General features: G+C 72.3%; 14 protein-coding genes. 8 read left to right on the top strand and 6 right to left on the bottom strand.

Annotated features, from left to right (window positions below):
• Positions 1–222 precede the first annotated feature (222 nt).
• The 3 genes from IF55_RS24860 to IF55_RS24855 all read right to left on the bottom strand — a co-directional run bounded on the left by IF55_RS24860 (position 223) and on the right by IF55_RS24855 (position 2,357).
• Complete coding sequence (locus IF55_RS24860; protein ID WP_048832410.1) at positions 223–429, bottom strand: hypothetical protein; 207 nt, start codon at positions 427–429, stop codon at positions 223–225.
• A 166-nt stretch (positions 430–595) separates the two neighbouring features.
• Positions 596–712: an SGM_5486 family transporter-associated protein gene (locus IF55_RS41235; RefSeq protein ID WP_281181038.1), complete on the bottom strand. Its 117-nt coding sequence runs from the start codon at positions 710–712 to the stop codon at positions 596–598.
• Positions 713–857: 145 nt separating this feature from the next.
• A complete protein-coding gene (locus IF55_RS24855; protein ID WP_245661393.1) occupies positions 858–2,357 on the bottom strand; it encodes a CynX/NimT family MFS transporter in 1,500 nt (499 codons plus the stop codon).
• Positions 2,358–2,441: 84 nt separating this feature from the next.
• Here IF55_RS24855 and IF55_RS24850 point away from each other — a divergent pair, with 84 nt between their 5' ends.
• Complete coding sequence (locus IF55_RS24850; RefSeq protein ID WP_030889197.1) at positions 2,442–3,125, top strand: FadR/GntR family transcriptional regulator; 684 nt, start codon at positions 2,442–2,444, stop codon at positions 3,123–3,125.
• Positions 3,126–3,233: 108 nt separating this feature from the next.
• Here IF55_RS24850 and fabI read toward each other — a convergent pair whose 3' ends face one another.
• Positions 3,234–4,004, bottom strand: a complete 771-nt coding sequence (fabI, locus tag IF55_RS24845; RefSeq protein WP_030889200.1) for an enoyl-ACP reductase FabI — start codon at positions 4,002–4,004, stop codon at positions 3,234–3,236.
• A gap of 5 nt (positions 4,005–4,009) precedes the next feature.
• Positions 4,010–4,714 (bottom strand): 3-oxoacyl-[acyl-carrier-protein] reductase, encoded by a 705-nt coding sequence (gene fabG / locus IF55_RS24840; RefSeq protein ID WP_030889202.1) that lies wholly within the window; start codon positions 4,712–4,714, stop codon positions 4,010–4,012.
• Positions 4,715–4,949: 235 nt separating this feature from the next.
• Between fabG and IF55_RS24835 the strand changes: the two genes are divergently transcribed.
• The 5 genes from IF55_RS24835 (at position 4,950) to tyrS (ending at position 10,564) form a co-directional block, all read left to right on the top strand.
• Entirely contained in the window at positions 4,950–5,249 is a 300-nt protein-coding gene (locus IF55_RS24835) for a hypothetical protein (RefSeq protein ID WP_037966670.1), read from the top strand.
• Complete coding sequence (locus IF55_RS24830; RefSeq protein WP_048832409.1) at positions 5,246–5,749, top strand: hypothetical protein; 504 nt, start codon at positions 5,246–5,248, stop codon at positions 5,747–5,749. The genes IF55_RS24835 and IF55_RS24830 overlap by 4 nt, the downstream gene beginning before the upstream one ends.
• A gap of 190 nt (positions 5,750–5,939) precedes the next feature.
• Entirely contained in the window at positions 5,940–7,481 is a 1,542-nt protein-coding gene (locus IF55_RS24825) for a TldD/PmbA family protein (RefSeq protein WP_030889208.1), read from the top strand.
• A gap of 73 nt (positions 7,482–7,554) precedes the next feature.
• Positions 7,555–8,964 (top strand): metallopeptidase TldD-related protein, encoded by a 1,410-nt coding sequence (locus IF55_RS24820; protein WP_030889210.1) that lies wholly within the window; start codon positions 7,555–7,557, stop codon positions 8,962–8,964.
• Positions 8,965–9,139: 175 nt separating this feature from the next.
• A complete protein-coding gene (gene tyrS, locus IF55_RS24815; protein ID WP_030889211.1) occupies positions 9,140–10,564 on the top strand; it encodes a tyrosine--tRNA ligase in 1,425 nt (474 codons plus the stop codon).
• A 172-nt stretch (positions 10,565–10,736) separates the two neighbouring features.
• Here tyrS and IF55_RS24810 read toward each other — a convergent pair whose 3' ends face one another.
• Positions 10,737–11,012: a GlsB/YeaQ/YmgE family stress response membrane protein gene (locus IF55_RS24810; RefSeq protein ID WP_030889213.1), complete on the bottom strand. Its 276-nt coding sequence runs from the start codon at positions 11,010–11,012 to the stop codon at positions 10,737–10,739.
• Between the two features lie 210 nt (positions 11,013–11,222).
• Between IF55_RS24810 and IF55_RS24805 the strand changes: the two genes are divergently transcribed.
• Both IF55_RS24805 and IF55_RS24800 read left to right on the top strand, forming a co-directional pair.
• A complete protein-coding gene (locus tag IF55_RS24805; protein ID WP_037966674.1) occupies positions 11,223–11,597 on the top strand; it encodes a DUF3099 domain-containing protein in 375 nt (124 codons plus the stop codon).
• Between the two features lie 179 nt (positions 11,598–11,776).
• Complete coding sequence (locus IF55_RS24800; protein ID WP_030889217.1) at positions 11,777–12,013, top strand: hypothetical protein; 237 nt, start codon at positions 11,777–11,779, stop codon at positions 12,011–12,013.
• The last annotated feature ends 39 nt before the right edge of the window (positions 12,014–12,052 follow it).

Below are 12,052 nucleotides of genomic sequence, written 5' to 3'. Positions count from 1 at the left end.
CGGTACGGAGTGTGCGCCTGCGGACGGGCCCGCTGCCCCTGGCGTGAGCGGGACGCTCATCGGCCGGTGAGCGGTCCCCCGGCCGCGCGCCAGCCGATCCGGGCGAGCTACCCGTCGATGCGGGCGGGCCACCCACCGCCCGGCGCGGCCCGCGTAGGCCGACAGGGCCCGTACCCGCCGCCGCCCCTCGGGAAGCCACCGCGTCAGGTCAGCCACCGCCCGTCAGGACAGCACGCCGCCGAAGATGTGCCGGAGCCATTCCAGCGCGTGGGCGGCCGCGTCGGCGTTGACCGAGTCTGCGGCGGCCGGCGAGACCTTCAGGGCGAACAGTGCGACGAAGGCCACCGCGGGGAGCACCAGGGCCCACCAGGGCAGCCGCGTCTGCGCGGTACGGGGAGCGGGGACCTGCAGGTGCGTGTCGGCGGACACGGGGATCGCCTCCGAGCGGTTCGAGCGGGCACCGCCGGTTCGCGGTGTACATCAAACCTAGGGAGCGCGGGTCGTCCGTCCCATCCGGCGACCCACCCACTTCCCCCTGACCCAGCACCCCTAGGGGTGGTAGAGCTAGCCCCACCACCGGGGCCGGCGGGGGCGGTCAGGGGGACGCGAAGGACGCGACGATCGCGATGACGACGGTGATGGCGAGCATCACGCCGAGGATGGTCAGCAGGGTCTTCTGGCCGTTTTTGGGGTTCTCATCGAGCACGGGCATGGAGCAAGTCTCCCACCCTGCCCGGCGGTCGCGCCGTGGGGTCCTGCGGTCGTGCCACGGCACCCGGGGCCTGCTCCGGGGCCGTTCCCCGGCGGATCGGCAGGTGTCGTCAGACCGGAAGGCACCGGTAGGCACCGTCAGGCCGTCAGACCTCGTCCTCGATGACGCGGTCGCGGCCCGCCAGTACCCCCGCGAACACCTGAGGCACCATCAGGGCCGCCATCAGGGCGATCGGCTGCCCCCAGCCGCCGCTGTGCTGGTAGAGCACGCCGACGAGGAGCGGGCCGGGTATGGCGATGAGGTAACCGGTGCTCTGCGCGAAGGCGGAGAGGCGGATCACGCCCGAACTGGTCCGCGCCCGCATCCCGATCATCGTCAGGGCCAGCGGGAAGGCACAGTTGGAGAGGCCGATCAGCAGGGCCCAGGCCCAGGCGCCGGCGGCCGGGGCGAGGTAGAGCCCGGCGTAGCCGGTGAGGCCGAAGAGGCCGAGGAGCACGACGAGCGGGCTCTGGCTGCGCAGCCGGGCGGCGATGCGCGGCAGCAGGAAGGAGAGCGGCACGCTCACCAGCATGATCACGGCCAGCAGTACGCCCGAGGTGGAGGCGGACATCCCCGCGTCGCGGAAGATCTGCGGCATCCAGCCCATGGTGATGTACGCGCCGGTGGCCTGGAGGCCGAAGAAGACGGCCATCGCCCATGCGGTGGCGGAACGGATGATGGGGGCGCGCACGGCCCCCGCGGAGGACGTACCGGACGCGGCCCCCGCGGAGGCCGTGCCGGACGCGGCGCCCGCAGAGGCCGTGCCGGACGCGGCCGTACCGGACGCCGACGTACCGGAACCCCCGCTCCCGGCGCTCCGGCTCCGGCCCGCGAGGTCGCGGTCGGGATGCGTACGGTCGCGGGCGATGGCCGTCCACGGCAGGACCGCGAGCACGCCGAGTACGGCCCACACGCCGAGTCCGAGGCGCCAACTGCCGCCCAGCGCCTGGGTCAGCGGCACGGTCGTCGCGGCCGCCGCCGCGGTGCCCACGGCCATGGCCATGGAGTAGACGCCGGTCATCGGGCCGACCCGGTCGGGGAAGTACCGCTTGACGATCACCGGCATCAGGACGTTGGAGACGGCTATGCCGGCCAGCGCGAGGGCGCTCGCGGCCAGGAAGGCGGGCGTGCCGCCGGCGAACGGCCGCAGGACGAGGCCGGCCGTGATGGCCGCCATGCCCGCGCAGACGACCATGCCGGGCCCCCACCGGCGCGCGAGCCGGGGCGCGGCGAAGCCGAAGAGGGCGAAGCAGAGGGCGGGCACCGAGGTGAGCAGCCCGGCGACGGCGCCGCTCATGCCGAGGCCGGTACGCACCTCCTTGAGGAGGGGGCCGAGGCTGGTTACGGCGGGGCGGAGGTTGAGGGCGGCGAGGATGAGGCCGGCGATGACCAGGGGGCGCAGCCACCGCGAGCCGGCGCCACGGGAACCGGACGCCGCGGATATGTCGGGCGCCTCACGTGCCGCGTGACCCTCATGCGCCGCGTGACCATCATGTGCCTCGTGACCCTCACGCGCCGCGTACCCCTCGCACGTCCCAGGAGTCTCGTGGCCGCGATCCGCCGCCGCGCCACCCGTAGTGCTCGTCATAACCTCTTCGTCGGCCATTGGTCCATCATAGAATCATAGGATGAATGACTGTCCAGTTTTTCATGAGGTGGAAAACCTCCACCGCGCACGCTCAGGAGCCTCATGCCACTGACCTCGCCCCGGCGCTCCGCCCTCGTCGACCAGGTGATCGCCGCGCTGCGGAACCAGATCACCTCCGGTGAATGGCGCGTCGGCTCCCGTATCCCGACCGAGCCCGAGCTGGTCGAACAGCTCGGGGTGGCCCGCAACACGGTCCGGGAGGCGGTGCGCGCGCTGGCGCACAACGGCCTGCTGGACATCCGGCAGGGCTCGGGCACGTACGTCGTCGCCACCAGCGAGCTGGCCGGGGTGATGAACCGCCGCTTCGCCGACTCCGACCCCGAGCACGTCGCGGAGTTGCGCGGCGCGCTGGAGACGCGGGCCGCCGCGCTGGCGGCCCTGCGGCGCACCGACGCGGACCTGCGGCAGTTGGACGCGCTGCTCGACCGGCGCGAACGGGCGTGGGAGTCGGGGGACGCGGAGCTGTTCGTGGAGGCGGACGCGACCTTGCACGCGGCCGTCGTGGCCGCCGCGCACAACGAGGTCATGAGCGAGGTGTACGCGGACCTCGGCGGGGTGGTCCGCGGCTTTCTGCGCGCGGGCCTCGGCACGGAACTGCGGCCGGAGGCGTGGATGGACCACTCACGGCTGGTCGACGCGATCCGCGCGGGCGACAGCGAGCGGGCGGAGACCGAGGCGGCGGGGCACAACTACGACTGCCGCCCGGCGCGGTGCACCCGGAGCTGAGGGGCAGACGGCTCAGCGGTCACGGCGACGCCCCGGCCCCCGCGCGCTGCGGGTTCCGGGGCGTCGGTCGCGTACGTCCGTACGTACGGAGGGCCTGCCGGCGGGCGGTCAGGCCCCCATCATGTGGACGCCGCCGTCCACGTGGACGATCTCGCCCGTGGTGCGCGGGAAGAAGTCCGAGAGGAGGCCGACGACGCCGCGGCCGGCGGGCTCCGGGTCGGTGAGGTCCCAGCCGATGGGCGCGCGATGGTTCCAGACGTCCGCCAGCTCCTCGAAGCCGGGGATGGACTTGGCGGCCATCGACTTGATGGGGCCGGCCGAGACCAGGTTGCAGCGGACGTTCTTGGCGCCCAGGTCGCGGGCGAGGTAGCGGTTGGTGGACTCCAGGGCCGCCTTGGCGACGCCCATCCAGTCGTACTTCGGCCAGGCGAACTGCGCGTCGAAGGTGAGGCCGACGACCGAGCCGCCGTGCTCCATGAGCGGCAGGCAGGCCATGGTCAGGGCCTTCAGGGAGTACGCGGAGACGTGGACGGCGGTCGAGACGTCCTCCCAGGTCGCCTCCAGGAAGTTGAAGGCGCCCTGCGGGCCGAAAGCGATGGAGTGCACGATGCCGTCCAGGCCCGCGCCGTCGCCCTGGAGCTCGCGGACCTTGTCGGCCAGGCCGTCGAGGTGCTCCTGGTTGGTCACGTCCAGCTCGATGACCGGGGCGGGCTTGGGGAGCCGCTTCGCGATGCGCTCGACGAGGGAGAGCCGGCCGAAGCCCGTGAGGATCACCTCGGCGCCCTCGTTCTGGGCGACCTTGGCGGCCTGGAAGGCGATCGAGGACTCCGTGAGGACGCCCGTCACCAGAATGCGCTTGCCTGCGAGGATTCCGCTCATGCTGATCAGTGACCCATGCCCAATCCGCCGTCGACAGGAATGACGGCTCCAGTGATGTATGCGGCCTCGTCCGAGGCGAGGAAGCGGACCGAGGCCGCGACCTCGTCCGGCTGCGCGTAACGCCCCAGCGGGACCCGCCCGACGATGCCCTCGCGCTGCTCGTCGCTGAGTACGCGCGTCATCTCCGTGTCGACGAAGCCGGGGGCGACGACGTTGACGGTGATGTTCCGGGAGCCCAGCTCACGGGCGAGGGAGCGGGCGAAGCCGACGAGTCCGGCCTTGGAGGCGGCGTAGTTGGTCTGCCCGGCGGAGCCCGTCAGCCCGACGACGGAGGAGATGAGCACGACCCGGCCCTTGCGGGCGCGCAGCATGGGCTTCGAGGCGCGCTTGACGATGCGGAAGGTGCCGGTGAGGTTGGTCTCGACGACCGACGCGAAGTCGTCCTCGGACATCCGCAGCAGGAGCTGGTCGCGGGTGATGCCGGCGTTCGCCACCAGCACCTCGACCGCGCCCTGCTTCTCCTCGATCTCCTTGTACGCCTGCTCGACCTGCTCGGGGTCCGTGATGTCGCACTTCACGGCCAGGAACCCGGCCGGCGGCTCACCGGAGCGGTAGGTGATGGCGACCTTGTCGCCTGCGTCGGCGAAGGACCGGGCGATGGCGAGGCCGATGCCCCGGTTGCCTCCGGTGACGAGAACCGAGCGGCTCAACGGATCACCCTTTCGTAGGTGGTGCTGGATACACCGAACGTATAGGTCCGCGTCGCCGAAAACAGAATCGAGCTCCCACAGGCGCGAGTGGCCCTCCCTGTCGGGTCCCTACAGAACCCCGCCCACTCGGCCCCGCCCACTCGGCCCCGGACGACTCGGTGCGCCCGATCGGAGGGCGGCAGGCGCGTAACCCTACGGGCCCACGCGCGTAACACGGCGTGCTACGGTCAGGCGTATGGCTACCAGGGAACGCTTCAGCATCAGCATGGACCCGGCCGTCCGTGCGGCGGTGAAGGAGCACGCCGACGCCATGGGGCTCGACGTGTCCTCGTACGTCACCTCCGCCGTGCTGCGCCAGATGGCGGACGACGCGCTCGTCGCCCGCCGCTTCGCGGCAGCGGATGCCGCGGTCAGCGCCACGGAGGCGCTGCCGGCACCCGAGGCCACCGGGCCGGAGTTCGACGAGTCCGAACTGGCGGCGGCCCGGGCCGGCATCGCCGAAGCACTCGCGGCCGAGGGCCGGAACGCGGCGTGAGCTCACCGGTCTTCGTCTACGACACGGGGATGCTCATCGCCCTGGACCGCCGGGAGAAATCAGCCCACATCCTGCACACGGTCCTGACGGAGGAGGGGCACCCGCCCGTCGTGCCGCTCCCCGTCCTCGCCCAGGCGTGGCGCCCGGGGCGGTGGACTCCGCTGACGCGCGCGGTGCCGCAGTGCGTCGTCTTCGGCACCCGTACCGCGGCACTGCCCGCGTGCGGCCCCTGCCAGGCGGGGCACACGGCGGACGACGCGAAACGCGCCGGTCATCTGCTGGCCACGGCGTCGATCCCGCAGGAGAAGCGTCCCGACGCCGTCGACGCCCTGCTCGTGGTCGTCGCCGCCCGCCACCCGTCCGCGGTCATCGTCACCTCGGACCCCCACGACATCGTCGCCTACCGCGACGCCCTCACCGCTCCCCCGGACGACGGCGTCCGCGTGCTCCCCGCCCCGGACATCCCCGCCTTCCTCGCGGGCAAGCGGGTCCTGCGATAGCGCCGGGCCCCGCCCGGCTGCCGGGTCGGCTTCCGTCGAGGCGTCGTATCCCGCGGACTCCGGCCGTCCGGTGAAACGAACGAACGGTGGCCGCCCGCACCGTCGTGCGTCGGCCCCCCGCCGGGGGAAGGCGCTGGGCAACGGCGCACCCGGGCGGCATGATGCGCAGGAACCGATACCGGAGGATGCCGTGTCTGCTGCTTCACCACATTCGCTCGACATCGACGCGTCGTTCCTCGCGTTGCCGCTGCGCCCGCTGGCCGACGCGGCGCTGGCGCGGGCGCGGGCGCTCGGGGCCGAGCATGCCGACTTCCGTTTCGAGCGGGTGCGCAGCGCGTCGTGGCGGTTGCGGGACGCGCGGCCGGCGGGGGCTTCGGACACGACGGACCTGGGGTACGCGGTGCGGGTGGTGCACGGCGGGGCGTGGGGGTTCGCGTCCGGGGTGGATCTGAGCATGGACGCGGCGGCGCGGGTGGCCGCGCAGGCCGTGGCGATGGCGAAGCTGTCGGCGCGGGTGATCGCGGCGGCGGGTTCGGACGAGCGGGTGGAGCTGGCGGCGGAGCCGGTGCACGCGGAGCGGACGTGGGTCTCGTCGTACGAGATCGATCCGTTCACCGTGCCGGACGCCGAGAAGACGGAGCTGCTGGCCGACTGGAGCGCCCGGCTGCTGCGCGCGGACGGGGTGACGCACGCGGACGCGGCGCTGCTGACCGTTCACGAGAACAAGTTCTACGCCGATACGGCCGGCACCGTGACGACCCAGCAGCGGGTCCGGCTGCATCCCGAGCTGACGGCCGTCGCGGTCGACCCGGCGAGCGGCGAGTTCGACTCGATGCGCACGCTCGCCCCGCCTGTGGGGCGCGGCTGGGAGTACCTGACGGACGGCCGCTACGACTGGGACGGCGAGCTGGCGCGCATGCCGGAGCTGCTCGCGGAGAAGATGCGCGCCCCGAGCGTCGAGCCCGGCGCGTACGACCTGGTGGTGGACCCGTCCAACCTGTGGCTGACGATCCATGAGTCGATCGGCCACGCCACCGAGCTGGACCGGGCGCTGGGCTACGAGGCGGCGTACGCGGGCACGTCCTTCGCCACCTTCGATCAGCTCGGCAAGCTCGCCTACGGCTCCGAGATCATGAACGTGACCGGTGACCGTACGGTCGAGCACGGGCTGGCGACCATCGGCTACGACGACGAGGGCGTGGCCGGCCAGTCCTGGGACCTGATCAAGGACGGCACGCTCGTCGGCTACCAACTCGACCGGCGGATCGCGAAGCTGACCGGCTTCGAGCGGTCCAACGGGTGCGCGTACGCGGACTCCCCGGGCCATGTGCCCGTACAGCGGATGGCGAACGTCTCGCTGCGGCCCGCGCCCGACGGCCCGTCCACGGACGAGCTGATCGCCGGCGTCGAGCACGGCATCTACGTGGTGGGCGACCGCTCCTGGTCCATCGACATGCAGCGCTACAACTTCCAGTTCACCGGGCAGCGCTTCCACCGGATCGAGAACGGGCGGCTCGCCGGGCAGCTCCGCGACGTCGCGTACCAGGCGTCGACGCCCGACTTCTGGGGCTCGATGGCGGCCGTCGGCGGGCCACGGACATACGTCCTGGGCGGGGCCTTCAACTGCGGCAAGGCCCAGCCGGGCCAGATCGCGGCGGTCTCGCACGGCTGCCCCTCGGCGCTCTTCGAGGGCGTCAACATCCTCAACACCACGCGGGAGGCCGGCCGATGAGCCCGCGCCGCCCCCGAGCCGTACGCCCCGCAGCCCTCGAACAGCACCACCACCTCGCCCAGGAGGCCCGCCGATGAGCCCGCGCAGCAGCAAGCCCCACGAGACCGTCGAACGGGCCCTGGAGCTGTCCCGCGCGGACGGCTGCGTGGTCATCGCCGAGGAAAGCTCCACCGCCAACCTCCGCTGGGCGGGCAACGCGCTGACCACCAACGGCGTCACGCGCGGCCGCGGGCTGACCGTCGTCGCGACCGTCGACGGGGCCCAGGGCACCGCCTGCGGCGTCGTCTCCCGTTCGGCCGTCACGGCAGAGGAGCTGGAGCCGCTGGTACGGGCCGCCGAAGCCGCCGCGCGGGCCGCCGGACCCGCCGAGGACGCCCGGCCGCTGGTCACGGACGTGCCGCACTCCCCCGGCTTCGCCGACGCGCCCGCCGAGACATCCTCCGAGGTGTTCGCGGACTTCGCCCCGGCGCTCGGCGAGTCCTTCGCGCGGGCCCGCGCGGCCGGCCGGGCGCTGTACGGGTTCGCCCGCCACGAGGTCGTCACCAGCTACCTCGCCACCTCCACCGGGCTGCGGCTCCGCCACGACCAGCCCACCGGCATCCTGGAACTGAACGCGAAGGCCCCCGGCCGGGACGGCGGACCGGTGCGCTCCGCCTGGGCGGGGCGGTCCACGCGGGACTTCAAGGACGTCGACCCGACGGCCCTCGACGCCGACCTGGCCCGGCGGCTCGCCTGGGCCGAGCGGCGGACCGAGCTGCCCGCCGGCCGGTACGAGACGCTGGTCCCGCCGACCGCCGTGGCCGACCTGCTGATCTACCAGCAGTGGCAGGCGTCGTCCGCCCGGGACGCGGTGGAGGGCCGTACGGTCTTCGCCAGGCCCGGCGGCGCCACCCGCGTCGGCGAGCGGCTGTCCGAACTGCCGCTCACCCTGCGCAGCGACCCGGCCGAGCCCGGCCTGGAGGCCGCGCCGTTCGTGATCGCGCACGCCTCGGAGGACGACGCGTCGGTGTTCGACAACGGGCTGCCGCTGGCCGGCACCGACTGGATCCGCGACGGCGTGCTGAACCGGCTGCTGGCCACGCGCCACAGCGCCGAGCTCACGGGGCAGCCCGTCGCCCCGGCCGTGGACAATCTGATCCTCGACGGCGGCGGCGACCGTTCGCTGGAGCAGATGATCGCGGCGACGGAGCGCGGGCTGCTGCTGACGAGCATGTGGTACATCCGCGAGGTCGACCCGGCCACCCTGCTGCTGACCGGGCTCACCCGCGACGGCGTCTACCTGGTGGAGCGCGGCGAGGTCGTCGGCGAGGTGAACAACTTCCGCTTCAACGAGTCGCCGGTCGGCCTCCTCTCCCGCGCCACCGAGGCGGGCCGCACCGAGCGCACCCTGCCGCGCGAGTGGGGCGACTGGTTCACCCGCGCCGCGATGCCGGCGCTGCGGGTGCCGGACTTCAACATGAGCTCCGTCAGCCAGGGGGTGTGAACGGCGGCCGGGGCGCGGCCGAGCGCGGCCGGAGCGCGGCGGGGGCGGGGGCGTGTGAGCCTCGGCCTGACCGTGCCAGCCGCCGCCCGGCCATACGAGCCGCGGCCTGGCCGTACCAGCCGCCGAATAGACTGGTCCCGACCATCCCACCCGTACACCGATCATCAGGAACGCCATGACACGCCTCGGCGAATCCGTCGCCCGCGCCAGCGAGCTGCTCGCACAGGACCTCTCCTCCGACACGACGGTCGAGCGGCTGCTCACCGAGACGGGCTCGCGGCGCTATCTCGACCTGACGGATCTCTCCGCCGTGGAACAGGCGGAGCTGATCGCCGGGCGGGCCGTGAACGTGCTGCCGTCGGCGGAGAAGCTGGCCGAGGAGATCGAGTCCGTACGGGCCCAGGGCCGCGGCCTGAAGGTCAAGCTGGGCATCGACCCCACCGGGGCCGATGTCCACCTGGGCCACACCGTGCCCATGATCGTGCTGAGCCGCTTCCAGCGGATGGGCCATGACGTCACGCTGCTGATCGGCGACATCACGGCCAAGATCGGCGACCCGTCGGGGCGGTCCGCGGAGCGCCCGCCGCTCACCGACGAGGACATCGCCCGGCACCTGTCCACGTACCAGGACCAGGTCCGGCCGTTCTTCGACTTCGACAAGGTCGCCGTGCGGTTCAACAGCGAGTGGCTGGCGGGGATCACGCTGCCGAAGCTCATCGGCATCCTCGCCCAGGTACCGGCCTCGCAGTTGCTCCAGCGCGACGACTTCCGCAACCGGTTGGCGGCCGGCTCCGGGCTGACCATGTCGGAGCTGATCTACCCGATCGCGATGGCCATCGACTCCGCCGAGCTGGCCTGCGACATCGAGCTGGGCGGCGTCGACCAACTGCTCAACATGCAGATGGGCCGCAAGGTGATGGAGATCTACGGCCAGCGGCCGCAGATGATCGCCACCATGCCGCTGATCGAGGGCACCGACGGCACCGGCGCGAAGATGAGCAAGTCCAAGGGGAACGCGGTCGCCCTGACCGCCCCCGCCGACGACGTCTTCGGCAAGATCATGTCGATCCCGGACCGGCTGATGGTGCCGTACCTGCGGGCCTGGACCGAGTGGACCGACGCCGAGATCGACGCGGTGGGCGCCCGCCTGGAGGCCCGCACCCTGCACCCGATGGATCTGAAGAAGGTGCTGGCCGGCGAGGTCGTGGCCGCGCTCTACGGGGTGCCGGCGGCGATGGCGGCGCGCGCCGGGTTCACGGCGCAGTTCTCGAAGAAGAGCTTCGTGGACGTCGGCTCGCTGCCCGTGGTGGACCTGGCCGAGCACGGCGAGAAGCCCGCGACGGCGGTGCTCGCCACGGTCCTGGAGTTCCAGCCCAGCGCGTCGGCGGCCCGCCGGGTCGCCAAGCAGAACGGGCTGCGGCTGGTCGTGGAGACCGGCGACGGCCAGGAGTCGGTCGTACTGGCCGAGGCGGAGGCGATCCGGCCGCTGGCCGAGGTCGTCGCCGAGGTGCTGGCGAAGGCCGGGCTCGGGGCCGACGGCGGCGTATACCTGAAGGCCGGCCGGAAGCTCGCCCAACTCCACGGCGTGCAGAAGGACTGAGCCCTACCAGTCGGCGTTCGCGGCGGCTATGAGGCGGTACGCGGCCGGGAAACCACCCGTCAGGTGGTTTCCCGGCCGTTGCCTTGTCTCCGTTTGTGTTGCCTTGTCTCCGCTTGTGTCGCCCTGTCTCTGTTTTGTGGCGCCTTGTCTCCGCTTGTTCGGCCCCGCCCGCTCAGGTGCGCTGCTTGCCGCCCCGTACCGCGGCCCATAGCCGGTCCCCCACGGCGACGATCACGACCGCGCCCACCAGTTGCAGCAGATGCCTCGTCCAGTCGATGCCGCGGGTGTCGTTGACGCCGAGCCCGGTGGCCGCCCAGTTGCCGAGGACGCTGCCGAGGATGCCGCAGACGGCGGTCAGCCACAGCGGGATCTGCTGCTTGCCCGGAAGGATCGCCTTGGCGATCAGACCGAGCACCAAACCGACGATGATGGCCCACAACCAGCTCATGTCGCCTCCTATGCGGCGCGAAGTGGCGTGCCCAGCCAGTCTCCGTCCGATACCCGTACGGCGCATGTCGGACCGCGTTGTACGAGGTAGAGATGGCACAGGACGGCGTCGCGAGGAGCGACCCGGTCTCGAACCCCGACGTGGCTCGGCGTAACGTTGGCTACGTCCCGGACGGGGAGAGCCGGCACTGCGATCAGGTGGTGGAACGTGATGCGGAAGCAGAGCAGTGCCGAGGCTTTCCGGATCACCGGCGCCCGGCAGGGGCTGACGGAGGACGTGCGCGGCCGGCAGCGGCGCTACATCATCTCCATGTCGGTGCGGACCCTGGCCGTCATCGCGACGGTCATCTTGTGGGACGTCGAGCGTTTTGTGGCCATCGCCACGCTGGTTCTGGGCGCCGCGCTGCCTTATATCGCGGTGGTCATCGCCAACGCGGGCCGCGAGAACACCCCTTCGCTGCCGGGCACGTTCGTGCCGCCGCCGACCCGTCCGATGCTGGTCGCCGGCGCGGCGGAGCCCGGCGCGGAACCGGTCCCGGAAGCCAAGGCCCGTGAGCGGAGCGAGGGTTCGGCGCCCCAGAGCTGATCTTCAGCGCGGCACAAAGCTCAAGAAAAGCTCAGATCAATCATGTGGTTCCGGTGCACCGCCCCGGCTCGCCCGTGACATACTTCGTATGCGCTCCGCATCCCCCGTCGGAGCGACGGACCGACGCCGGGCGGCTCCCCCCGTGGCTGCCCGGCGTCGCCATGTGCACACTGGTTCCTGTGAACGACGAATCGCCGATCTGCTCGGCCAAGGGCTGCCGCGCCGCCGCCGTGTGGGTGCTGGCGTGGAACAACCCCAAGATCCACACTCCGGAGCGCCGCAAGACGTGGCTCGCGTGCGAGGAGCACCGCGAGCATCTCTCCCAGTTCCTCGGCGTCCGTTCGATGCTCAAAGACGTCGTGCCGCTCGCCGACTGGGAGGCGCGGGCGGCCGAGCGATCGGCGACCGACGGCTGACGCACCGAAGCCACCGGGCAGTCAGCCGCCCGCGACCGG

The sequence above is a fragment of the Streptomyces varsoviensis genome (assembly GCF_000718635.1).
Classification (GTDB): domain Bacteria; phylum Actinomycetota; class Actinomycetes; order Streptomycetales; family Streptomycetaceae; genus Streptomyces; species Streptomyces varsoviensis.
This window is presented reverse-complemented; position numbering and strand designations above follow the sequence as displayed.

Excerpts from the sequence above, each read along its gene's own strand:
- IF55_RS41235 (WP_281181038.1), bottom strand. The coding sequence starts at position 712 with ATGCCCGTGCTCGATGAGAACCCCAAAAACGGCCAGAAGACCCTGCTG.
- IF55_RS24855 (WP_245661393.1), bottom strand. The coding sequence starts at position 2,357 with ATGGCCGACGAAGAGGTTATGACGAGCACTACGGGTGGCGCGGCGGCG.
- IF55_RS24850 (WP_030889197.1), top strand. The coding sequence starts at position 2,442 with ATGCCACTGACCTCGCCCCGGCGCTCCGCCCTCGTCGACCAGGTGATC.
- fabI (WP_030889200.1), bottom strand. The coding sequence starts at position 4,004 with ATGAGCGGAATCCTCGCAGGCAAGCGCATTCTGGTGACGGGCGTCCTC.
- IF55_RS24835 (WP_037966670.1), top strand. The coding sequence starts at position 4,950 with ATGGCTACCAGGGAACGCTTCAGCATCAGCATGGACCCGGCCGTCCGT.
- IF55_RS24820 (WP_030889210.1), top strand. The coding sequence starts at position 7,555 with ATGAGCCCGCGCAGCAGCAAGCCCCACGAGACCGTCGAACGGGCCCTG.
- tyrS (WP_030889211.1), top strand. The coding sequence starts at position 9,140 with ATGACACGCCTCGGCGAATCCGTCGCCCGCGCCAGCGAGCTGCTCGCA.
- IF55_RS24810 (WP_030889213.1), bottom strand. The coding sequence starts at position 11,012 with ATGAGCTGGTTGTGGGCCATCATCGTCGGTTTGGTGCTCGGTCTGATC.
- IF55_RS24805 (WP_037966674.1), top strand. The coding sequence starts at position 11,223 with ATGCGGAAGCAGAGCAGTGCCGAGGCTTTCCGGATCACCGGCGCCCGG.